16 protein-coding genes are annotated in these 21,626 nt (G+C 62.2%); 5 read left to right on the top strand and 11 right to left on the bottom strand.

The genetic code is table 11. The annotated features are described in order from the left end of the window. Positions 1-5 precede the first annotated feature (5 nt). The 3 genes from folD to KAK11_RS16045 all read right to left on the bottom strand — a co-directional run bounded on the left by folD (position 6) and on the right by KAK11_RS16045 (position 4,143). Positions 6-860, bottom strand: coding sequence for a bifunctional methylenetetrahydrofolate dehydrogenase/methenyltetrahydrofolate cyclohydrolase FolD (gene folD, locus KAK11_RS16055; RefSeq protein WP_210810238.1), 855 nt, complete (start codon positions 858-860; stop codon positions 6-8). 86 nt (positions 861-946) lie between these two features. After that, on the bottom strand, positions 947-1,579 hold the full coding sequence (locus tag KAK11_RS16050) for a response regulator transcription factor (protein ID WP_210810237.1): 633 nt from the start codon (positions 1,577-1,579) through the stop codon (positions 947-949). After that, complete coding sequence (locus KAK11_RS16045) at positions 1,576-4,143, bottom strand: PAS domain-containing sensor histidine kinase (protein ID WP_210810236.1); 2,568 nt, start codon at positions 4,141-4,143, stop codon at positions 1,576-1,578. Before KAK11_RS16045 ends, KAK11_RS16050 begins: the two co-directional genes overlap by 4 nt. A gap of 164 nt (positions 4,144-4,307) precedes the next feature. Here KAK11_RS16045 and aceE point away from each other — a divergent pair, with 164 nt between their 5' ends. Genes aceE through lpdA form a run of 3 tightly spaced genes read left to right on the top strand, consistent with a single transcriptional unit; the run spans position 4,308 to position 10,535 of the window. After that, positions 4,308-7,016 (top strand): pyruvate dehydrogenase (acetyl-transferring), homodimeric type, encoded by a 2,709-nt coding sequence (gene aceE, locus KAK11_RS16040; RefSeq protein WP_210810235.1) that lies wholly within the window; start codon positions 4,308-4,310, stop codon positions 7,014-7,016. A gap of 20 nt (positions 7,017-7,036) precedes the next feature. Then, positions 7,037-8,704, top strand: a complete 1,668-nt coding sequence (gene aceF / locus KAK11_RS16035) for a dihydrolipoyllysine-residue acetyltransferase (protein WP_210810234.1) — start codon at positions 7,037-7,039, stop codon at positions 8,702-8,704. 10 nt (positions 8,705-8,714) lie between these two features. Then, positions 8,715-10,535, top strand: coding sequence for a dihydrolipoyl dehydrogenase (gene lpdA, locus KAK11_RS16030; RefSeq protein WP_210810232.1), 1,821 nt, complete (start codon positions 8,715-8,717; stop codon positions 10,533-10,535). 86 nt (positions 10,536-10,621) lie between these two features. Here lpdA and KAK11_RS16025 read toward each other — a convergent pair whose 3' ends face one another. Then, entirely contained in the window at positions 10,622-11,680 is a 1,059-nt protein-coding gene (locus KAK11_RS16025) for a histone deacetylase family protein (RefSeq protein ID WP_210810231.1), read from the bottom strand. A gap of 229 nt (positions 11,681-11,909) precedes the next feature. On the opposite strand from KAK11_RS16025, the gene KAK11_RS16020 reads away from it, so the two are divergent. Next, the gene (locus tag KAK11_RS16020; RefSeq protein ID WP_310737819.1) at positions 11,910-12,575 is read left to right on the top strand and encodes a formylglycine-generating enzyme family protein; all 666 of its coding nucleotides are present in this window, start codon (positions 11,910-11,912) and stop codon (positions 12,573-12,575) included. Between the two features lie 36 nt (positions 12,576-12,611). Here the strand turns inward: KAK11_RS16020 and KAK11_RS16015 are convergent, their stop codons facing one another. From KAK11_RS16015 to KAK11_RS15985, 7 genes are all read right to left on the bottom strand, one after another. Further along, positions 12,612-13,097 (bottom strand): C1 family peptidase, encoded by a 486-nt coding sequence (locus KAK11_RS16015; RefSeq protein ID WP_210810229.1) that lies wholly within the window; start codon positions 13,095-13,097, stop codon positions 12,612-12,614. Between the two features lie 250 nt (positions 13,098-13,347). Further along, complete coding sequence (locus tag KAK11_RS16010; protein WP_210810228.1) at positions 13,348-13,770, bottom strand: universal stress protein; 423 nt, start codon at positions 13,768-13,770, stop codon at positions 13,348-13,350. Positions 13,771-13,816: 46 nt separating this feature from the next. Next, positions 13,817-14,767 (bottom strand): TerC family protein, encoded by a 951-nt coding sequence (locus KAK11_RS16005; protein ID WP_210810226.1) that lies wholly within the window; start codon positions 14,765-14,767, stop codon positions 13,817-13,819. A 283-nt stretch (positions 14,768-15,050) separates the two neighbouring features. Next, positions 15,051-16,094: a pirin family protein gene (locus tag KAK11_RS16000; RefSeq protein ID WP_210810225.1), complete on the bottom strand. Its 1,044-nt coding sequence runs from the start codon at positions 16,092-16,094 to the stop codon at positions 15,051-15,053. A gap of 76 nt (positions 16,095-16,170) precedes the next feature. Beyond that, entirely contained in the window at positions 16,171-17,493 is a 1,323-nt protein-coding gene (locus KAK11_RS15995; RefSeq protein WP_210810224.1) for a L,D-transpeptidase family protein, read from the bottom strand. Positions 17,494-17,544: 51 nt separating this feature from the next. Further along, a complete protein-coding gene (locus tag KAK11_RS15990; RefSeq protein WP_246499051.1) occupies positions 17,545-18,633 on the bottom strand; it encodes a nuclear transport factor 2 family protein in 1,089 nt (362 codons plus the stop codon). Positions 18,634-18,839: 206 nt separating this feature from the next. Then, entirely contained in the window at positions 18,840-20,621 is a 1,782-nt protein-coding gene (locus KAK11_RS15985) for a TolC family outer membrane protein (protein WP_246499049.1), read from the bottom strand. Positions 20,622-20,886: 265 nt separating this feature from the next. Between KAK11_RS15985 and KAK11_RS15980 the strand changes: the two genes are divergently transcribed. Continuing rightward, on the top strand, positions 20,887-21,594 hold the full coding sequence (locus tag KAK11_RS15980) for a transglutaminase-like cysteine peptidase (protein WP_246499047.1): 708 nt from the start codon (positions 20,887-20,889) through the stop codon (positions 21,592-21,594). The last annotated feature ends 32 nt before the right edge of the window (positions 21,595-21,626 follow it).

Below are 21,626 nucleotides of genomic sequence, written 5' to 3'. Positions count from 1 at the left end.
TTGCCTCAGCCTCGCGTTGTGCGTTCGGCTGCCTCCAGGGTGTTGACCATGAGCATGGTGATGGTCATAGGCCCCACGCCACCGGGCACGGGGGTGATCCACGAGGCCACCGGTGCCACGCTCTCAAAGTCAACGTCACCGCACAGTTTGCCTTGTTCATTGCGGTTAATGCCCACGTCGATGACGATAGCCCCACGTTTGACCATGTCACCGCGCAGGGTGTTTTGGCGGCCCACAGCCGCCACCACGATGTCCGCCTGACGGGTATAGACGCCGAGGTCCGGGGTGCCGCTGTGGCAGATGGTGACCGTGGCGTTGGCCTGCAGGAGCAGCAGTGCCATCGGCTTGCCCACGGTGTTGCTGCGGCCGATCACCACGGCGTGCTTGCCCTTCAGGGACTCGCCGGTGCTTTCGATCAGCTTCATGCAGCCATACGGGGTGCAGGGGCGAAAGCCGGGCAAGCCTGTCATGGTCTCGCCAGCCGACAGCACCGAGTAGCCGTCCACATCCTTGCGTGTGGAGATGGCCTCGATGACCTTTTGCGCATCGATGTGCTTGGGCAGCGGCATTTGCACCAAGATGCCGTGCACCGTCGGGTCGTTGTTGAGGGCGTCGATGCGGGCGAGCAACTCGGCTTGGCTCATGCTGGCGGGGTATTGCTCAAGGATGGAGCGGATGCCAGTGGTCTCGCAGGCCTTGACTTTGTTGCGCACATAAACGGCGGAAGCGGGGTCGTCACCGACCAAGATGACGGCCAGGCCGGGCTGGCGGCCTTGGGCTGTCAAGGCGGCGGTGCGCTGTGCGACTTCGGCGCGGAGTTGGGTGGAGAGGGCATTGCCATCAATGATGCGGGCGGTCATGGTGGTCCTTGAGGAGATGAAGACGAGGTCAGGAATGGCAAACGGGGCCCAAGGGCCCCGTCAGTGGTGTGCGGTTGCGTGGGCGCTCAGGCCTTGGCTGCGGGCGCGTTGGCACCCAGTGCAATCTTGAGAAGATCGGCCACGGTGTTGGCGTTGAGCTTCTCCATGATGTTGGCGCGGTGCGCCTCCACCGTCTTGATGCTGATGCCCAGGTCGTCGGCGATCTGTTTGTTCAAGCGGCCGGCGACGATGCGCTCCAGCACTTGGGCTTCACGCGTCGTGAGGCGTGAGAGCAGGGCGTCGCGGCTGGCTTGCTCTTGGTGCTGGCTGAAGGCCACGCGGGCTTGGTCCAGCATGCGCTCCACCAGCGACAGCAGCTCTTCTTCCTTGAAGGGCTTTTCGATGAAGTCCATCGCGCCCTTCTTCATGGTGTTCACCGCCATGGGCACGTCGCCGTGGCCGGTGATGAAGACGATGGGCAAGGGGCTCTTGCGTTCGAGCAAGCGGTCTTGCAATTCCAGGCCGCTCATGCCGTCCATGCGGATGTCGGCGATCAGGCAGGCCACTTCACGCGGGTCAAAGCGTGAGAGGAAGGACTCGGCAGAGTCGAAGCATTTGACGCGGTAGTCTTTGCCTTCAAGGAGCCACTGCAGGGAATCTCTGACCGCTTCGTCATCATCGACAACGTAGACGGTACCTTTCTTAGGGATCAGGCTCATGAGGACGATGCGTTGGGGTTGGAGACTGCGGCTTCCATCGGCACGTCGGGCACAGAAGGGCCCTCGGCTTTCTGGGTCAGGTCAACAGGCAGTGTCACTGCGAAGCGACAGCCTGTGACGGAACTTCCATTGTAGAGGTTCTGGGCCCGGATGCGCCCTTGATGCGACTCAATGATCGAGCGGCACAAAGACAGTCCGATCCCCATGCCCTCGACCTTGGTCGAGAAGAAGGCCTCGTAAAGCCGTGCCAGCACGTCTTCTTTCATGCCGGGGCCGGTGTCGGTGACGCTGAACTCAATGACGCCACCTTCCTCCGCGCTGTGCTTGGGCACCACCCGCAGCTCGATATGGCGCCGTGACGGCGGCATCTGGGCGTTATCGATGGCCTCGGCGGCGTTTTTGAGGAGGTTCATCAAGACCTGCTCGATCAGGATCGGGTCCACCATCAAGGGCGGCAGGCGTTGGGCCACATAGGTGTGGATGTTGACCTTGCGGCGGCGCAGCTCGATGCCGGCCAATTCCACCGCGTCTTCCACGATGTCCACCGCTTGTGAGGCCTGACGCTGCGGCTCGCTGCGCTTCACAAAGGCCCGGATACGGTGAATGACCTGGCCGGCTCGCTCGGCCTGCCGCGCGGTCTTTTGCAGGGCGGCGATCATGTCCTCGGTCTGGATGGTGCCAGCCCGCACACGGCTGACGATGCCGTTGCAGTAGTTGGTGATGGCGGTCAGCGGCTGGTTCAGCTCATGCGCCACCGAGGAGGCCATCTCACCCATGGTGATCAGCCGGCTGGTTGCGGCGGCCCGCTCGGCCTGCTGCTGGGCCTGCTCTTCGATGCGACGGCGCGCGGTGATGTCGGTGGCGATCAACATCTGCGCCAAGCGTCCGTCGGTCCATTGCAAATAGCGGCTGCGCACGTCAAACCACATTTGCAGGCTTTCGATGTACACCTCGCGGGGCTGGGCGCCGGACTCCATCAGCTCTTGGGTGGGCAGCCCAGAGAGGGTGTCGACTTCATCGTCGCCCTCGGTTTGAAAAGGCGGGCTGATGCCAACGCTGGTCAGGCCTTCGTGGCCCTTGGCGTCGCCGCCAAACCAGAGCCGATACGAGCGATTGGTGAACAGCAACTCCCCTTGCTGCACCGACAGCACCGAGACCGCTGCGTCCAACTGTTCCAGCACGGTGGTAAAGCGTTCGTGGGACGCAGACAACTGATCGCGGATGCGCTTGGCCTCGGTGATGTTGGTCATCGAGGTCATCCAGCCGGTTTGCTGACCCTTGGGGTCGATCAGGGGCGAGACATACATGCGGGCATCAAACACCGAGCCGTCCTTGCGCTTGACCTTGACCTCGATGCCACCCGCAGGGCTGCGGCCCTGCAACTCTTGCTGCAGCAGGCGCATGTTCTCTTCAATACGATCCTCGGGCCAATAGGGAAAGGGCGGAAAGCCATCCACCAGCTCGGCCTCCGAGTAGCCCGTCATGGCACAGAACGCTGGGTTCACATAGGTGACTTGGCCGTTCATGTCCATGGCGCGCATGCCCGTGAGCATGGAGTTCTCCATGGCACGCCGGAAATTGGTCTCTTGCACCAAGGCCTTTTGAATTTGCCCTCGGCGCCGCATATGGCGCCAAGTGCCCAGCAGCATCCACACCGTCAGCACGGACAGGGCCACCACCATCCAGAACAAGGTGTTGCCGATCAGGCCAATGGAGGTGCGGAAACCTTGACCCCGCAGTTGCATGCCGTTGGCCAGCGGCGCCAAGGGCACTTGGTAGGCGAGGGTGTTGTTGCTTTGGGTTTGGGTCGGGGTGTTGACGGTCCCGGTCAGCACACGCTGGTCTGGCCCTAGCACTGCAATCGCGTGGCGACGGGTCACCTCGGTCGGCACAAAGTAGCGCAGCAGGGCTTCGATGGAGTACTCCACCACGATGGCCCCGGCAAAGCCGTGGCGGTCGATCAAAGGCACATGAAGCTGAAAGACCGGCGCGCCTTGGGCGTCGTTATAAGGCTTGGAGTAGAGCGGCTGGCGGGCGTCGCGGGCGGCCAAAAAGGCGGCTTCGGCTTCGCTGCGCTGGTTCTCCACCGGCAGAGCCGGCTCGGGGATCTCGCCATTTGGGGCCGTCTCTGGGTGAAAAGTGCTGACGGCTTGGCTGGCGCGCACCTCGCGCTGGGCATTGATCCAGGCCACCAAACGCACTTCGGGCCGCTCGCGCTGGAAGGTGGCGGCCTGGTCCATGAACTCTTTGGCGTCGATGTCGCGGGTCACCAGCTCCCGCGCCATGCGCACCAATTGCTCCTGGTTTTCGATCAGGTGCAGGCGGATTTGCTGCTGGGCCACCTCGGTGTCCCGGTGCAGGGCTTCGGTGGCGCGGTCAATTTCTTCATTGCGCAGGTACCAAAACGCCGAGGTGATGGCGGCCAGGAACAGCAGCACCGACACCAGCGGCCCCATGGTCGCAAAGCGATCCTGACGCGAGGGCGATTGTTGGCGCCACCAACGTCCGGCCAGCCGCTTGAGTCGGGAAGGGGTGGGTTTGGGAGCTTCACGCAGGTCAGACATTGGTGTCCATTATCGCGAAGGGCCGTTCCTTGCCTGAACTTGGTTTCATCGAAGTACGTATTTCTCACAATACGAAATCAATAGCCGCCATTTGAAATACAGACCAAGTTGTGCCACACTCTCGGCCACCTTACGACCCATGGCCTTTCAATAGGAGACAAACCATGTCCGCCATGCCTGATTCCCGCCTTGGAGCGTCCGCCATCGATGTGGATGCCCAGGAAACCCGCGAATGGCTTGACGCGCTGACCGCCGTCATCACCGCCGAGGGCCCCGAGCGCGCCCACTTCTTGTTGGAGCAGTTGCTCGAGGAAGCTCGTCAGCACAGCGTGGACCTGCCGTTCTCCGCCAATACGGCTTACGTCAACACCATTGAGACCTCGCAAGAGGCCCGCTGCCCCGGCAATATCGCCATCGAGAAGCGTCTGCGCGCCTATATGCGCTGGAACGCCATGGCCATGGTGGTGCGCGCGAACCGGCTGAACCCGGCCGACGGCGGTGATCTGGGCGGCCACATCGGCTCCTTTGCGTCGTTGGCGTCCATGCTGGGCGCTGGCTTCAACCACTTCTGGCATGCCGAGAGCGCCGACCATGGCGGCGACTTGCTTTACATCCAAGGCCACAGCGCGCCTGGGATCTACGCCCGCGCCTACCTGGAAGGCCGCCTGACTGAAGCCCAGCTCGACAACTTCCGCCAAGAAGTCGATGGCAAGGGCCTGCCCAGCTACCCGCACCCCAAGCTGATGCCGGAGTTCTGGCAGTTCCCCACCGTCTCCATGGGTCTTGGCCCTTTGATGGCCATCTACCAAGCTCGCTTCTTGAAGTACTTGCATGCGCGCGGCATTGCCGACACGGCCAAGCGCAAGGTCTGGGCCTTCATGGGCGACGGCGAGATGGACGAGCCGGAAAGCCTGGGCGCCATTGGCCTAGCGGCCCGCGAAGGCTTGGATAACCTGGTGTTCGTTGTCAACTGCAATCTGCAGCGCTTGGACGGCCCGGTGCGCGGCAACGGCAAGATCATCCAAGAGCTGGAAGGCGAGTTCCGGGGCAGCGGCTGGAATGTCATCAAGCTGATCTGGGGCAAGGGCTGGGACGAACTGCTGGCCCGCGACAAGAGCGGCAAGCTGCGCCAATTGATGATGGAAACCCTGGATGGCGACTACCAGGCCATGAAGGCCAACGATGGCGCCTTCATCCGCAAGAACTTCTTCGGCAAGTACCCCGAGACTGCCAAGCTCGTCGAGCACATGAGCGACGAGGAGATCTTTGAGCTGCGCCGTGGTGGCCATGAGCCCGAGAAGGTCTATGCCGCCTTCCATGCGGCGCACAACAACGAGACAGGCCAGCCCACGGTGCTGCTGGTCAAGACCGTCAAGGGCTACGGCATGGGCAAGGCTGGTGAAGGCAAGAACACCGTGCACCAGACCAAGAAGCTGACGGACGAAGACATCCGCTACATCCGCGACCGCTTCAACATCCCGGTCCCCGACAGCGAACTGCCCAACTTGCCCTACTACAAGCCGGCTGACGACACGCCGGAGATGAAGTACCTGCAAGAGCGCCGCCAGGCGCTGGGCGGCTACCTGCCCAAGCGCCGGCCTGTGGCTGAGGAAAGCTTCACCGTGCCACCGCTGGAGACCTTCAAGGCGGTGCTGGAGCCTTCGGCCGAAGGCCGTGAGATCTCGACCACCCAAGCCTATGTGCGCTTCTTGAACCAACTGCTGCGCGACCAGGCCTTGGGCCCGCGCGTGGTGCCCATCCTGGTGGACGAGGCCCGCACCTTCGGCATGGAAGGCCTGTTCCGTCAGATCGGCATCTACAACCCCAAGGGTCAGCTCTACACGCCGGTCGACAAAGACCAGGTGATGTACTACCGCGAAGACAAGGCCGGGCAGATCCTGCAAGAAGGCATCAATGAAGCGGGTGGCATGGCGAGCTGGATTGCGGCCGCCACCAGCTACAGCACCAACAACCGGGTGATGATCCCGTTCTTTGTCTACTACTCGATGTTCGGCTTCCAGCGCATTGGCGACTTGGCTTGGGCGGCGGGTGACATGCAAGCGCGTGGCTTCTTGCTGGGCGGCACCTCGGGCCGCACCACGCTGAACGGCGAAGGCCTGCAGCACGAAGACGGCCACAGCCACATCTTGGCCGGCACCATTCCGAACTGCATCTCGTATGACCCGACCTTCGCCCACGAAGTGGCGGTGATCATGCAGCACGGCCTGAAGCGCATGGTCGAGAAGCAAGAGAACGTCTTCTACTACCTGACCTTGCTGAATGAAAACTACCCGATGCCCGGCCTGAAGCCTGGCACCGAGGAGCAGATCATCAAGGGCATGTACCTGCTGGAAGAGGGCGCCAAGAAGACACCGCGCGTCAATCTGCTGGGTTCGGGCTCGATCTTGCGTGAATCTCAAGCCGCCAAGCTGCTGCTGGAAGAAGATTGGGGCGTGGCCGCCAATGTGTGGAGCTGCCCGAGCTTTAACGAGCTGGCCCGCGAAGGCCAGGACTGCGAGCGCTTCAACTTGCTGCACCCCACGGACGCCCCGCGCGTGCCCTTCATCGCTCAGCAATTGGACGGCCACCCCGGCCCGGTGATTGCCTCGACCGACTACATGAAGAACTACGCCGAGCAAGTGCGCGCCTTCATGCCCAAGGGCCGCACCTTCAAGGTGCTGGGCACCGACGGCTTTGGCCGCAGCGACTTCCGCTCCAAGCTGCGTGAGCACTTTGAGATCAACCGCCATTACATCGTGGTGGCCGCGCTCAAGGCCCTGGCAGAAGAAGGCAGCGTGCCGGCGACCAAGGTGGCGGAAGCCATTGCCAAGTACGGCATCAAGGCCGACAAGATCAACCCGCTGTACGCCTAAAACGGGGACGGAGACACATCATGAGTTTGATTGAAGTGAAAGTCCCCGACATCGGCGACTTCAAAGACGTGGCCATCATTGAGCTGCTGGTCAAGGTGGGCGACACCGTCAAGGCAGAGCAAAGCCTGATCACCGTCGAGAGCGACAAGGCCTCGATGGAAATCCCCAGCTCGCACGCTGGCGTGGTCAAAGAGCTGAAGGTGGGCCTGGGTGACAAGGTCAACGAAGGCACGGTAGTGCTGATGCTGGAAGTGGCCGGCGCCGCGGCGGTGGCAGCCCCGGCGCCTGCGCCGGCTGCAGCCGCCGCACCTGTTGCAGCGCCTGCCGCTGCAGCACCAGCACCCGCTGCCCCGGTGGCGGCTGCGGTGGGCCGCATTGAGGTCGTGGTGCCCGACATTGGTGACTTCAAAGACGTCGCCGTGATCGAGCTCTTGGTCAAGGTGGGCGATACCGTCAAGGCGGAGCAAAGCCTGATCACCGTGGAGAGCGACAAGGCCTCGATGGAGATCCCCTCGTCGCATGCTGGCGTCATCAAGGAGCTGAAGGTGGCCCTGGGTGACAAGGTCAACCAAGGCACGCTGCTGGCGATCTTGGAAGGCGAGGGCGCTGCGGTGGCCGCCGCTGCTCCTGCTCCCACACCCGCGGCAGCACCTGTGGCGTCTCCCGCCCAGGCTGCGGCTGCGGCCGCGCCTGCCGTGGCCGTGGCTTCTGCGCAGCCTGCGCACCAACCCGGCACGCCCGCAGCAGGCCTGCCCCATGCCTCACCCAGCATTCGCAAGATTGCGCGTGAACTGGGCGTGCCCCTGGCAGAAGTCAAGGGCTCGGGCCACAAGGGCCGCATCACCGCTGACGACGTGCAGAACTTCGTCAAGGGCGTGATGGCCGGCAGCCTGCAAACGGCCGCCCAAAAGGCCAAAGCCCCGGCAGCCGCACCGGCCGCAGCGGGCGGTGCCTTCCCAGGTTTGTTGCCCTGGCCGCAGGTGGACTTTGCCAAGTTCGGCCCCGTCGAGCGCAAAGACCTGTCGCGCATCAAGAAGATCAGTGGTGCCAACCTGCACCGCAACTGGGTGGTGATCCCGCATGTCACCAACCATGACGACGCCGACATCACCGAGCTCGAAGCCTTCCGCGTTCAAACCAACAAAGAGAACGAGAAGTCGGGCATCAAGGTCACAATGCTAGCCTTCATGATCAAGGCGGCTGTGGCGGCGCTGAAGAAGTTCCCTGAGTTCAATGCCTCTTTGGATGGCGATCAACTCGTCTACAAGAACTACTTCCACATCGGCTTTGCGGCCGATACGCCCAATGGCCTGGTGGTGCCGGTGATCAAAGACGCCGACAAGAAGGGCATCTTCCAGATCAGCCAAGAGATGAGCGAGCTGGCCAAGAAGGCCCGCGACGGCAAGCTGGGTCCCGCCGACATGTCGGGCGGCTGCTTCAGCATCTCGTCCTTGGGCGGCATTGGCGGGCGCTATTTCACGCCCATCATCAATGCGCCTGAGGTCGCGATCATGGGGGTGTGCAAGAGCAGTATGGAGCCGCGCTGGGATGGCAAGCAGTTTGTGCCGCGCTTGATCCTGCCGCTCTCCTTGAGCTGGGACCATCGCGTCATCGACGGTGCCGCAGCCGCGCGCTTCAACGTCTATTTCGCATCTCTGCTGGCGGACTTCCGTCGCATTGTTTTGTAAGGAGACCACCATGGCAACGATAGATGTGGTGGTGCCGGACATCGGCGACTTCAAAGACGTGGGCGTGATCGAAGTGCTGGTCAAGCCGGGCGACACCGTGAAGGTGGAGCAAAGCTTGATCACCGTGGAGAGCGACAAAGCCTCGATGGAGATTCCCTGCTCGCATGCGGGTGTGGTCAAGGCGCTCAAAGTGGCGGTGGGTGACAAGGTCAACCAAGGCTCGGTGGTTTTGGTGTTGGAAACGGCCGATGCTGCGCCTGCGCCCACACCAGCGCCCGCGGTCGCTGCGGCACAGGCACCGGCACCGGTGCCTGCGCCAGCGGTGGCAGCCGGCCCGGCCGGCAGCTACAGCGGCGCAGCCGATGTGGACTGCGACGTGCTGGTGCTGGGAGCCGGCCCCGGCGGCTATTCGGCGGCCTTCCGCGCGGCTGATTTGGGCCTCAAGGTCGTGATCGTCGAGCGCTATGCCACCCTGGGTGGTGTGTGCCTCAATGTGGGCTGTATTCCGTCCAAGGCGCTGCTGCATGTGGCCGCAGTGATGGACGAGGTCAGCCACCTAAGCGCCTTGGGCGTGGAGTTTGGGGCGCCGCAAGTCAATATCGACAAGCTGCGTGCCCACAAAGAAAAGGTCATTGGCAAGCTGACCGGCGGCCTGGGCGCGATGGCCAAGATGCGCAAGGTCACCACCGTGCGCGGCCTTGGGCAGTTCATCGACCCCCACCATGTGCGGGTGGAAGAAACCACGGGCGGCGGCCAAGACAAGACCGGCACCACCAAGGTGGTGAAGTTCAAGAGCGCCATCATTGCCGCAGGCTCCCAAGCCGTGCACCTGCCCTTCTTCCCGAAGGACGAGCGCATTGTGGACAGCACCGGCGCACTGGAGCTCAAGGCCGTGCCCAAGAAGATGCTCATCGTCGGTGGCGGAATCATTGGCCTGGAGATGGGCACCGTCTACAGCACCCTGGGCGCTCGCCTGGATGTGGTGGAGATGATGGACGGGCTGATGCAAGGCGCGGACCGCGACCTGGTCAAGGTCTGGGAGAAGATGAACAAGGGCCGCTTCGACAAGATCATGTTGAAGACCAAGACGGTGGGCGCTGTGGCCAAGCCCGAGGGCATCACTGTGCAGTTCGAGGGCCTGGATGGCACCAAGAGTGAAGGCACCTATGACCTGGTGTTGCAAGCCGTGGGCCGCACGCCCAACGGCGGCAAGATTGGCGCCGACAAGGCTGGGGTGGCGGTGACGGACCGTGGCTTCATCAACGTCGACATCCAGATGCGCACCAACGTGCCGCACATCTTCGCCATCGGCGACCTGGTGGGCCAGCCCATGCTGGCGCACAAGGCCGTGCACGAAGCGCATGTGGCGGCGGAAGTCATCGCCGGTGAGTTGCAGGGCAACAAAGAGTTGGCCTCGGCCGCCTTCAACGCCCGCGTGATCCCCAGCGTGGCCTACACCGACCCTGAAGTGGCTTGGGTGGGTCTCACGGAAGACCAAGCCAAGGCCCAAGGCATCAAGGTCAAGAAGGGCTTGTTCCCCTGGACGGCCTCGGGCCGCGCCATCGCCAACGGCCGCGATGAAGGCTTCACCAAGCTGTTGTTCGATGACTCCCCCGAAGCGCATGGCCACGGCAAGATCCTGGGCGGCGGCATCGTCGGCACCCATGCCGGCGACATGATTGGCGAGATCGCCCTGGCCATTGAGATGGGCGCCGACGCCGTGGACATCGGCAAGACCATCCACCCGCACCCCACGCTGGGTGAGAGCATTGGCATGGCGGCGGAAGTGGCGCATGGGTCTTGCACGGATTTGCCGCCGAGCAAGAAGTAAGCAGCCTGAGTGCCTGCAATAACGAAGCCCCGGACGGTTCGCCGCCGGGGCTTTTTTTGTCTCGTCTGATTCAGCCTGGGCGCCACTCAGTGGGCCCCAAAGCCCTCCAAAAGGTTGACCGCATTGGTCCCGACCGCCTCAACGGCGTAGCCGCCTTCAAAGGTGAAGACCGTGGGCAAGCCCAAGCCTGCCAGTGCCTGCCCAATGGTGGTGTAGTCCTCACTGTCCAGTGTGAAGCCGGAGATGGGATCGTCCTTGAAGGTGTCCAAGCCAAAAGGCACCACCAAGGCGGTGGGCGCATAGTGGGTGATGGCGCTCAGGGCTTGATCGAGTGCGAGCCGCCAGGTATTGAAAGCAGTGCCGCGAGGCAGCGGAAGGTTCAGGTTGTAGCCCTGGCCCAGCCCCGTGCCCGTTTCGTCGGCATGGCCCAGGAAGAAGGGGTACTCGGTGGCCGGGTCGCCGTGCAAAGAGACGGTGAACACGTCGGGACGATCGTAAAAAATGGTTTGGGTGCCGTTGCCGTGATGGTAGTCAATGTCCAAGACGGCGACTTTGGCGTGCCCCCCGTCGCGCAGAGCTTGTGCGGCGATGGCGCCGTTGTTCAAGAAGCAATAGCCGCCAAAGAAGTCGGGCCCAGCGTGGTGCCCCGGAGGGCGAGTCAGGGCGCAGGCTGCCCGCTCGCCAGCCAGCACCGCACGGGCGGCGTTGACAGCGCAAGTCGCGCCCATGTGTGTGGCGGCCCAGGTCCCTTGCATCAAGGGGCTGCCTGCATCAAAGCTATACCGGCCTAGGCGGGCTGCAAAGTTGAGCAGCGCGCCATCGGTTCGGAAGCCGTGACGGCTGGGCAGTGGCCAGACTGAGGGTAGTGCATCACGTTGTGCATTGGCGGGGTCCATCGCGACCCAGTCATCCCAAGCCTTTGCCAAAAACTGGATATAGCCTTGGTCGTGCACACGAGCGATGGCCGCATCGATGTCGATCTCTTGACCGTGTGGCGCTTCCAGCCGTCCGAAGCCGCGCTGCTGCAGCGCTGCCAGCACAAAGTCCTGGCGCGCAGGCACCTCATGGCAGGCCACCATGCGGCCACGGAACATCTCCTCTCGGCCTTGATGCAGAGCGTGCAGAGGGTTGTGAATGATCTTCATGGGCATCCTTCGGGTCCGTGGCATGCGCCAGTACTCATGGCGGCGCTATCGGTGACGTATGACTGAGGTCACAGCAATTGTTGGCCAATTGGACGACGTGGCGCCTGACTTTAAGCACAAGCGCAAAAGGCCGCAGCGCCGTGAGGGGCTGTGGGCTTGCCGCATGATGCGCAGCATGACCTGCCACCGCTCTGTCCTTCTCACCCTCTCACTGCTTGCAGGACTGACTGTGAGTGTTCAGTCCGAGGCCACCGCCGGCCCTGACCGCGTCGCTCTGCCCGGTTTCGCCATCGACCGCACCGAGGTCACGGTGGCTCAGTTCGCGCGCTTTGTTCATGAGACCGGCTTGCTCACCGAGGCTGAGCGCGCAGGGGGCGGCTTTGAGTATGTGGGTGGTTGGCAGCGTCGCCCGGGATGGACTTGGCGCACGCCTGAGGGCACGCCGCCTGCATCTGGGCAGTTACCTGCCGTGCACCTGACCCACGCCGAGGCTGCCGCCTACTGCCGCTGGGCGGGCGGGCGGCTGCCCACCGCGGCCGAGTGGCAGAGTGCGGCCTACACCGAGCAGCGAGCGTCTCCACCAGCTCCTTGGCAGCGTGGCAAGACCTACACCTACCCCACGGGTGACAGCCCGGCCGGTGCCAACACCAGCGAGCGCGATGCGTGGCCGCGCGCCGCACCGGCAGGGGCCACCGCGGCGGGTGTGAACGGCTTGCACGAAATGGGGGCCAATGTGTGGGAATGGGTGAGCGATGCACAAGGGGCGGAGCGCCGCACGATGGGGGGCTCGTGGTGGTACGGTGCGCCGCACATGCGCGCTGACGTGACTGCGTGGAAGGCCGCTGATTTCTACGCGGTGTACATCGGCTTTCGATGCGCCCAGGACCTGCGCTGAATTGCGCGGGGGATGAGGGCGGCTGGGTACCGAGGCTCAGACCAAGCCGAAGGTCTTCTCCTTGGGCAAGTCGCTGGCCGTGACAAAGCCAGAGCCCATCACCAGGGCGGAGTCCATGTCCTCAAAGCTGATCCAGCCAAAGCCCTCACGGCCCCAGGTGCGTCCCCAAGCATGTGGTGGCACAGGCGCTCGGCAAGGCCTCGGGGCTGAGGAGGTCTTCATCCCTGCACGAGCGCTCGGTGTGACGGACGCGCTCGACGTGCATCCTGGCGGCAACTCGAGTCGATAAGGCCTGTCAGGCTCTGGCAGCGAGCCGACCTCTATAGCACCGTCGACAAACGGATCAATCGGCATGGATTCATCGGGGCCGTTCCATGGGCTGCGCCGGGCCAGATAAAAGGCGAACTCTTCGGAGACCACCACGGATTGGCCCAGGTCCCGTCGGATGGCAGCTTCCAGTTGGGCATTCGTTGGAAACGCGGCGCAGGTGTCGCGGCTTCCTTGGTCTTTGGCTGCAGACATGAGTGGCGAGTGATCTGCGGCACTGGGAATCTTGCTTGCTGCCGGTTCCAAGGCCCAGAGCCGGGGGGCCAGCAGAGCGGCCGTGGCCCCCAGCGGCTTCGAGCATCTAGGAACAACGTGGGCATGGTGGCTCCGACACGGTAGGGGGCATGGATCTTTAGAGGTGAATGCGAGGGGGCGCCATGGTGCTGCAAGAAAAAGGGCCTTGCCGTTGCCAGCAAGGCCCCAAGGGTTTAGAGAGCGCCGAGCGTCAGCGGACCAGCAGGACCGGCACTTTGCAGTGGGCCAGCACGCGTGTTGCCACCGAGCCCATGACCAAATTGCCCAAGGCACTGTGGCCGTGCGAGCCCATGATCACGAGATCGAACTTGCCCTTTTCGGCGGCTTTGGCGATCAACTCGCCGGCCGAGCCGACTTCGTGGCAGACCTCTGCTTGGATGCCATGCCGAGCCAAGAACTTGCGCACTGGCGTATCGACCTTGGCGGCTTCGTCCTTGTAGTAGCCGCGTGCAACGTCGGCCCCCACAGCCGCCCGGGCCCGCGGAGGCAGGGCTGCCACGGCGGTGAACACGGTAAAGCTGTTCTGCGGGCCAAACATCTCTTCGTGAATGGCCAAGTAGGCCAACATCTTTTTGGTGAAGGGGCTGCCGTCGACAGCCAACAAAATCTTCATGTCAGGACTCCTTGTTCAAGGGTGTTGTTTGCTCGGTGGCTGCACGTCAGGTGTTGGGAGCGGTCTTGGAGCTCCACACCATGGTGATGGCCAAGATGCTGAGCACCACGCCCAAGGACACCGCCACAGGGATCTTGAAGACATCGATCAGCATCATCTTGGTGCCGATGAAGACCAGGATCACCGCCAAGCCATAGTTCAGCAGGTGGAAGCGGCTGGCGGCAGCCTGCAGCAGGAAGAACATCGCGCGCAAGCCCAGGATCGCGAACACATTGCTGGTCAGCACAATGAACGGGTCCTTGGTGATGGCGAAGATGGCGGGGATGGAGTCCACGGCGAAGATCACGTCGGTCAAACCCACCAAGGCCACGACCATCAACAGCGGTGTCGCAATCTTGGCACCGTTCTCCATCGTCCAGAACTTCTCGCCGTCGTACTCTTTGCTGACGGGCATGATGCGGCGCAGGAGCTTGAGGGCCGGGTTGTCTTCGAGGTCAGACTCCTTGCCGGCTGCCCACCACATCTTGATGCCCGTGATGATCAAGAAGGCACCGAAGAGGTAGAGGATCCAGTGGAACTGGGCCAACAGCCAACCGCCCACCAAGATCATGATGGTGCGCAGCACGATGGCGCCGATGATGCCGATCATCAGCACCCGCTTCTGGTAGGCCGGGGGCACCGCAAAGTAGGTGAAGATCAGCAGGAAGACAAAGATGTTGTCGACGGCCAGGCTCTTCTCAATCAGGTAGCCCGTGAGGAACTCCAATGACTTTTCATTGGCGAGTTCGGTTGAACCGGTCGTGTCTTTGACCGCCCACCACAGCAGGCCATTGAACACAAAGCTCAGGGCGATCCAAATGATGGACCAGTGAAGCGCTTCTTTGACGCCAACGACGTGGGCGCCTTGCTTGTTGAGGGCGACGAAGTCGACAAACAGCGCTGCCAGCACGAAGCCGACGAACACCAGCCAGAGCCAAAGGGGTGCTATGGTTTCCATGGATAGGTCTTTGCAAAAGAGAGAGGTGTTGAAGAACACCCGCAAGGTCTTGCATGGCTCGGGCAAAGGACCGAGCTCGACAGGTCCGGCGGCTACTTGTTATATCGGCCGCGTATTGACGGACACTGTCGCCAGGGCACCATGGGTACGCCCAGCTTGCTACTCCCCTCGAGGGAAGGCCGGATTATCTGGTCAGAAGAAGCATTGTGACAATCTGACAAATGGTCAGAAAAAGCCGAAGTGTTACGGCAATTTCGATTCGCCCAGCATGCAGCGGGCTGCCCTAGGATGTCGCCAAGGGCGGATCTTCCCGTCGTCCGTCTGCATGGATGGCGAAGCGCGCTTGGTCCCGTGCGTGCACCGGGCCGTCGCTGGGCCAGGGCCAGCGCCCAAACAGGCCTTGTCGGTAGTCCTGCATGGCTTGCTGAATCTCGCCGGCTGTGTTCATCACAAACGGCCCATAGGGCACGACGGGTTCGCTGATAGGCCGCCCCTGCAGATAAAGGAACTCGGCGACGACACTCCCGCGATTCTCCAGTTCGATCGCTGACGTCGCGCTCAATGGAAGGAAGGCGGGATGCTTGAGCCTGTGGCCTGCGATGTCCAGCTCGGCGGCTTGGCTAAAGCTGTAGAGCGCACGGTTGACGCCCTCCACACCAGCCGGCAAGGTCCAGCGCGCCCCCGGTGCCATGCGCAGGGTCCATACAGCGAGGTGGTTGTCCGGTTCTGCGGCCCAACTGTGCGGCGGCGGCGCGGGGGCCTTGTGTTCACCCAGTGAACCAGCGATCAAGCAGACCTCCGTGGCCAGGCCTTGCGCATCGGTCATCTGGAGGTGGGGAAGGGTGTGGCCCCACAACATGGAAAAGTGGGGCTGCACCAGCTTGTTCCGCGCCGGCAGGTTCAACCAGAGTTGAAACAACTCGGTGGTGTTCGGGGCTGCGGGCTGGCGCAGCGGGAACATTTCGCTGTGCTCGATGCCACGCCCCGCCGTCATCCATTGCACATCGCCTTGGCCAAATCGGGCCGTGGCGCCCAGGGAATCAGCATGATCGATGAATCCTTGCCGCGCGATGGTGATCGTCTCAAAGCCTCGATGCGGGTGGCGCGGAAAGCCGGGCACGTGTTGGCCGTGATACATGCGCCAGCCGTCTTTGGGTTCGAAGTCGTTGCCCAGGGGACGACCAGCAAGTGCGGCGCGCGGCACACCCTGCGCGTCATCGCCCGCCGGGTAGGAGTCTAGGTGGTAGACGCAAAAGAGAAACGGGTCGAGCGTCTGCCAAGGGAAGCCCAAGGGCTGGATGGCGAGGATGGGCGTTGCGTCGGGCATCGTGGGCCTTTCTGGTCAGAGGGGGCACGCCACAACGCAGGGCCTCACCGCGTGGGCCGTGTTCCCGTGGTCGGGCTCAGCGAACCGGGCCTTCGGCCAAGATGCGCCATTCGTCCGCCTCGGCACGGCTCCAGTATTGACGCATCACACGCTCGCGCTCTCGCTTGCCACTGCCCACCAACTCGCGAAACGTGACCACCATCTTGTTCTTGTCATCATGCCAGGTCAGCACGCTGACGTTGTCGATGGCGGTGATGGGCTGGGTCAGGCGCTGTTTGGCCTTGTTGTTATCCAGCGCGGTCGAGCTTGTGCTCTGAGTGCTGGCGTAGAGTGACTCCAGGGTCTGTCGGTCTGCACGCAGGCGTGCATCTTGCCATTGCCTCACTTTGTCCAGGAAGGCTTGGCGGCCTTCGCTGGGCTGATTGGCTTTCACCCAGCGTACCTGGCGTGTGATCACCACGGGCGTGTCCCGCTGCGGCAGCTGATTGGAGAGACGCAGCAAATCTTCATTGGACAAGGCAATGCAGCCATCGCTGTCCAAGGGGGGGCGTGAGTAAGTGTTCGAAGGAACGCCGTGGACCAAGATGCCACTGCCCGTGCGGCCACGAAACTTATCGTAGGCATTGGGATAGTTCAGGGGCAGGGCGCCGGCACCGAAGCGATCTTCCAGGGCTTTGGGATCAATACGGTCGGTGATGAAGTAGACCCCCAGAGGTGTGCGCTGATCGCCCTCTACGAGCTTGTCGACACCCTGTTTGCCGACCGACACATAGTAGTCGCTGATGAGTTTCAGCCCAGAGGGAAAATTCTCGAACAAGTAGAGACGCGATCGGCTGGTGTCAACGGCAATGGCATACCGGGTGCTGGGGGGCAGCTGAACGAACTCATCAGGCACGGCGCCTTCAGGAGGGCGCTCTTGAAGGGCACGAATGCGCTGTCGTGCTTCGTCCCGCAGCACGGCCAGTTCCGCCGATTGACCGGCGCTGGCTTGCTTGGTGTGCTTGCCGCCAAAAGCGGGCAACGGTGCGAAGCGCGCTGCTAGCAGGTCACCGTAAACCAATTGCGCCAGCTTGAAGGTGGGGAACTGCCGGGTCAGGTTCTCCGCCGCCACCAGGGCCTCGGACATCCGTTGGTCCGCAATCAGTCGGTAAACCTGGATGAGTTGGGCTTCTGGGCTGCCAGACACGGCCACGCCTGCACTGGGTGTGGCCAAGGAGGCATCATCAGCCAGGCGCAAGGCGGCGACAGTGGGGGCAGTCGAGGGCAGTGCGGTCGCCACCTCGATGGGGCTGAAATCCGGACTATCGCTCTTGCTTACAGCGTAGACGCCACTCAGAAGCAGCAATGCTGCTCCGAGGGCGAGGGTCACACGACGGGGCGTCAGAGAACGTTTCTCCATGGTCAAAATCGGCGCCTCACCTGAGGCGCCTCCCATTCTCGCAGACGCGACTTAGCCGCCGCCGGATTCTTGCTGAATCACCCAACGGCCATTGGAGGACTTCACCAACTGCAGGGTCTTGGAGCTGGTGTTACTCAGCGCATCGGACTCATAGCGTTGGCGGAATTGCGCAGTGGCCTTATCGCCATTGACGGTGACGTGGAGGTTGCTGATATCCACCTTGATGCTCTGCCGAGAGGCAATGCGATCGCGACGGTTCTGTTCCCACGCCTTACGCGAGCCACTCTTGCCGACATAGTCGGGGGCATAGGCTGCAAAGTAGCCTTGCATATCGCGTTTGCTCCAGGCCGCAGCCCAACTCTTCACCGCGGACTCCACATCCGCCACGCTGTTGGCTGTCGCCACGGGCTTGGCCGCAGCAGGCGCGGATGCGGGCGGCGTCGGGGGCGTGGCTGTGGGCACCGTCGGCTTGGTGGTGGTGACGGCCGGTGCCGGGGCGGGCACAGGGGCTGGTGAAGGCGACACGGCCGGGGCTGCCGCCACGACGGGGTCACGCTTGGCCGGCGCAGCCGGGCTTGCATTGCCGGCGGTGCCAGTGGTCAATTCCCGCAGCAGCGCCAGCTTTGGCGTGACCGAGGTGTCCGACTTATCCAACTGCAGGGCCTTGGAATAGGCTTGGCTGGCGAGTTGGGCGTAGACGTCCCCCAAATTCTGATAGGCGGTGGCATAGGCCGGGTTGGTGCGAATCGCACGCTCGAGTGCACCGCGGGCTTTGTCATACTCGCCCTGAGCCCCATAGATAACGGCCATGTTGTTATACGGCGCCGGCATTTCTGGGTGGTCTTCGACCAACTTTTGGAAAACGCTCAAGGCTTCGGCTTTCCGATCCAACATGGAGAGCGCCACACCACGACGAAAACGCATTTGAGCGTCTTTGGGGTTTTTGGCCAAAGACTCGTCAATCAGTTTCAGTGCTTGGGCATGTTGCCCGTCTTTGATCAGCCGCTGAATCTCGACGGTTTCTCCACTGTTTTGCGTCGTTTGAGCAACGGCTGACAGGGCCATAAATGAGCCCAAGCAAACCGCCGCAACCAAGCGGTTGAGCGCAAATGCTGGGGGTGCAATTCGATGTGCCTGCATGGTGTCTCTTGAGTAATGCTGAACGTACTGGCCGCTGGGTGAAAGGTTGGGTGACGAACACATCACGCCTATCGCCTGACGGAGGACCGACTGCCTAGGAGTCTATCTAAAAACCACAGCGAATATGAAACTGAAACCCGCAAAGCCGGGCAAGAAATGCGAAGGGCGCGACATGCGCGCCCTCCATCACTGACTTGACCCGAAGATCAACGGTTGCTTTCCTTCACGATGAGCCATTCAGAGCCGCTGCGCTCCCAGGTCAACGTCTTCAACATGGTGTCATTGAAGTTGGAGGACTTATAGATTTGCTTGAAGCTGGTTTCGACACGATTAGCAGAAATCTGCTTGGGCACCAGGTTTTCAAGCACCACGCTGATTTCACCCGGCTTCGTCACCAAGCGCTTGCGTTCCGACTGCCACTTCGACTTGTCAGCCTTGATCGGCCCGAAATTCGGGCTGTAGAAGCTGTAGTAGCGGGTCAAGTCCTTGGACATCCAGGCAGCAGCCCAATCGCGCAGGCGCTGTTCTGCCAAGCCTTCTTCCACCGTTTTCTTGGTGGCCGCCACAGGCGTCGCTGGTGCAGGGGCAGCCGGTGCCGGCGCAGCCTTGGCTGGGCCGGTCATGGCGCGAGCACGAGCGTCGAGTTCATCCTTGCTGGTGGTGGCGACGTCCGTCGGTGCCAGAGGGCAACGAGTGGCGGCGTCTTCACCGGCGGCCCAGTTGTCACCTTCAGGTGCCAAGGTCTTGGCATCGGCGCGAGCGAGACCCAGGGCGGAAACCAACGTACCCATGGCTGCATGGGTGCGCACGGTCGCCACTTGCAAGTCAGCATCGGCCACAGCGTATGCACGCTTGGCGGTGTAGAGCTCGTTCTCAGCGTTCAGCAGGTCCAGCAAGCTGCGCTGGCCGATGTCGAACTGCTGGCGATAGGCGTCGCGAGCCTTCTCAATGGCGATCACATTGCGGTCAAGGTAGGCCAGCTGTTCGCTGAGTTTCTTGACGTCGTTGTAGGCAATTGCAGCGGTCTGACGGGTGTCGCGGCATGCTTTGTCCCGCAGGTCCATGGCCTGGTTCAGCAGGTTGGTGCTTTGACGCACACGAGCCTGATCCGACCCGCCGTTGAACAGATTCCAGTTCAGCACCAACTGGGCGTTGATGTCACGGGTCTGATCGAGCGTGCCATCGAGGTTTTTGCCGACGCCGCCACGAATGCGGGCTTCCACCTTGGGCTGGAAGGCCCCTTTGCGGCTTTCAGCCTGGGCACGAGTGGCGCGCAGGTTCTCGACGGCAGCAGCGATGGCGGGGCTGTTCAGGGCAGTGGCTTCCAAGGCAGCGGCACCGGAAGCGGGCAGGGGACGGGCCAGGGGCTGGGCCGCGCCGGGCGACGCTGGCGGCAGTTCGCCAACCACGCGACGATAGCGCTCGGTCACGTCATGCAGATTGGCCTTTTCGGTGACGAGATTCGACTCCGCCAAGGCCAAGCGCGCGCCGGCTTGTTCGAGATCGACGCCACGAGCCACACCGGCACGCACACGCGACTGAATCTGGTCGGCGGCGTATTTGTGCTGGACGTAATTGTCTTCGGCCAATTTCACCAAGCGACGGAAGCGCTCGACGTCATGGAATGCGCGAGTGGCTTCCAGAGCAGTTTGCTCAGTGGCGTCGATGAAATCGAAATAGCGCGCCAATTTGGAGTGGCCCAAACGCTTGATTTCATTGCTGGTGGCTAAGCCATCCCACAGCAATTGATTGACCGTCAGGGCCAAGCCTGCACGGTTCAAGGATTGGGTTTCAGAGGGGCGGCGGTTGTCGACGTTGTCCTGAGTACGGCCAACGTCGCCGGACAGGTCGACGCGGGGCAGCAATGCGCCAGACGCCACGTCAACTTCTGCAATAGAAGCACGCAATGCGTTGAACTTGGCTGCGACCTCTGGATTTGTCTCAATGGCTCTTTGGGCCGCTGAGACAACCGCCTGGTTCTGCGCCATTGCCGAAGCGCAGGCCAGAGTCAACAGGCTAAGGCCAAGTAGTTTTTTCTTCATGGTCACGGGTCCCTACATGGTTGTGGACACAAAAGCGTTGCTAAATGTACTAGATAGAACGACCAACTGGTAACCCCGAAAACAAGGTATCGCGGACGCGGGAGAGCCTCACCGCGATTTTTCGGGGACCTTGTGGTCTTTGGGCGACAGCAACGCGCACTTTATCGGTGCGAAGTTCAACTTCTGAAGTCTGCTGCCGACATCCAAGGTGATGTCGTTTCTTCCCGTCAACCGCCGAATCCTAGCGTTCAAGGTGTCGAGATCACCCGGGGTGCTCGCGCTGTGCTGGCTGCTGTGCTGCTTTGTGCCGCTGCACCTAGGGCTGGCATGGGATGCGGACCGGGTTCAGGCCGCCGCTGCGAGGCATGGTGAGAATGCCCTCATGGGTGTGCGATTGCTGCGTCAGGTCGTGGCGCCCATTCAGGGTCAGTCAGAGCTGGTTCAGGTCAATACGATCAATGAGTTCTACAACCGTCGGGTCTTGTTCCGAGAAGACCAAGACAACTGGGGCCAGCCCGATTACTGGACCAGCCCGTTGGAGTTGTTACAGCGCGGCGCCGGGGACTGTGAAGACTATGCGATTGCCAAGTACTTCACACTCACGGCGATGGGTGTTCCTCACAAAAAGTTACGAATGGTCTACGTCCGTGCGGTGATGGGGGGGCCGGGCGGGCCGTCGGTCGCCCATATGGTTCTGGCCTACTATCCGACACCGGATGCTGAGCCTTTGGTGCTGGACAATCTGATCACCGAAGTGCGTCCTGCCGGTCGCCGACCTGACTTAACCCCTGTTTTCAGCTTTAATGCCGAGGGGCTTTGGGAGGGGGTTAGCGCCGTGAACGTGGCCGGTAACCCTTCAGAGCGGCTATCGCGCTGGCGCGATATTCTGCGAAGAGCCGCTTTGGATGGCCTTTATTAGCCTGAACAAAGTTCAAGGCTCAAGGTATAAGT

The sequence above is a fragment of the Ideonella paludis genome (assembly GCF_018069865.1).
Classification (GTDB): domain Bacteria; phylum Pseudomonadota; class Gammaproteobacteria; order Burkholderiales; family Burkholderiaceae_C; genus Ideonella; species Ideonella paludis.
Note: the sequence above shows the minus strand (reverse complement) of the source record. Positions and strands in the feature narration are given on the sequence as shown.

Bases quoted from the DNA above. Each gene is read 5' to 3' on its own strand.
- KAK11_RS15980 (WP_246499047.1), top strand. From the start codon at position 20,887: ATGTCGTTTCTTCCCGTCAACCGCCGAATCCTAGCGTTCAAGGTGTCG.
- KAK11_RS15995 (WP_210810224.1), bottom strand. From the start codon at position 17,493: ATGGAGAAACGTTCTCTGACGCCCCGTCGTGTGACCCTCGCCCTCGGA.
- KAK11_RS16000 (WP_210810225.1), bottom strand. From the start codon at position 16,094: ATGCCCGACGCAACGCCCATCCTCGCCATCCAGCCCTTGGGCTTCCCT.
- KAK11_RS16045 (WP_210810236.1), bottom strand. From the start codon at position 4,143: ATGTCTGACCTGCGTGAAGCTCCCAAACCCACCCCTTCCCGACTCAAG.
- KAK11_RS16025 (WP_210810231.1), bottom strand. From the start codon at position 11,680: ATGAAGATCATTCACAACCCTCTGCACGCTCTGCATCAAGGCCGAGAG.
- aceE (WP_210810235.1), top strand. From the start codon at position 4,308: ATGTCCGCCATGCCTGATTCCCGCCTTGGAGCGTCCGCCATCGATGTG.
- folD (WP_210810238.1), bottom strand. From the start codon at position 860: ATGACCGCCCGCATCATTGATGGCAATGCCCTCTCCACCCAACTCCGC.
- KAK11_RS16005 (WP_210810226.1), bottom strand. From the start codon at position 14,767: ATGGAAACCATAGCACCCCTTTGGCTCTGGCTGGTGTTCGTCGGCTTC.
- KAK11_RS15985 (WP_246499049.1), bottom strand. From the start codon at position 20,621: ATGGCGCAGAACCAGGCGGTTGTCTCAGCGGCCCAAAGAGCCATTGAG.
- KAK11_RS16050 (WP_210810237.1), bottom strand. From the start codon at position 1,579: ATGAGCCTGATCCCTAAGAAAGGTACCGTCTACGTTGTCGATGATGAC.
- KAK11_RS15990 (WP_246499051.1), bottom strand. From the start codon at position 18,633: ATGCAGGCACATCGAATTGCACCCCCAGCATTTGCGCTCAACCGCTTG.
- KAK11_RS16015 (WP_210810229.1), bottom strand. From the start codon at position 13,097: ATGTCTGCAGCCAAAGACCAAGGAAGCCGCGACACCTGCGCCGCGTTT.
- aceF (WP_210810234.1), top strand. From the start codon at position 7,037: ATGAGTTTGATTGAAGTGAAAGTCCCCGACATCGGCGACTTCAAAGAC.
- KAK11_RS16010 (WP_210810228.1), bottom strand. From the start codon at position 13,770: ATGAAGATTTTGTTGGCTGTCGACGGCAGCCCCTTCACCAAAAAGATG.
- lpdA (WP_210810232.1), top strand. From the start codon at position 8,715: ATGGCAACGATAGATGTGGTGGTGCCGGACATCGGCGACTTCAAAGAC.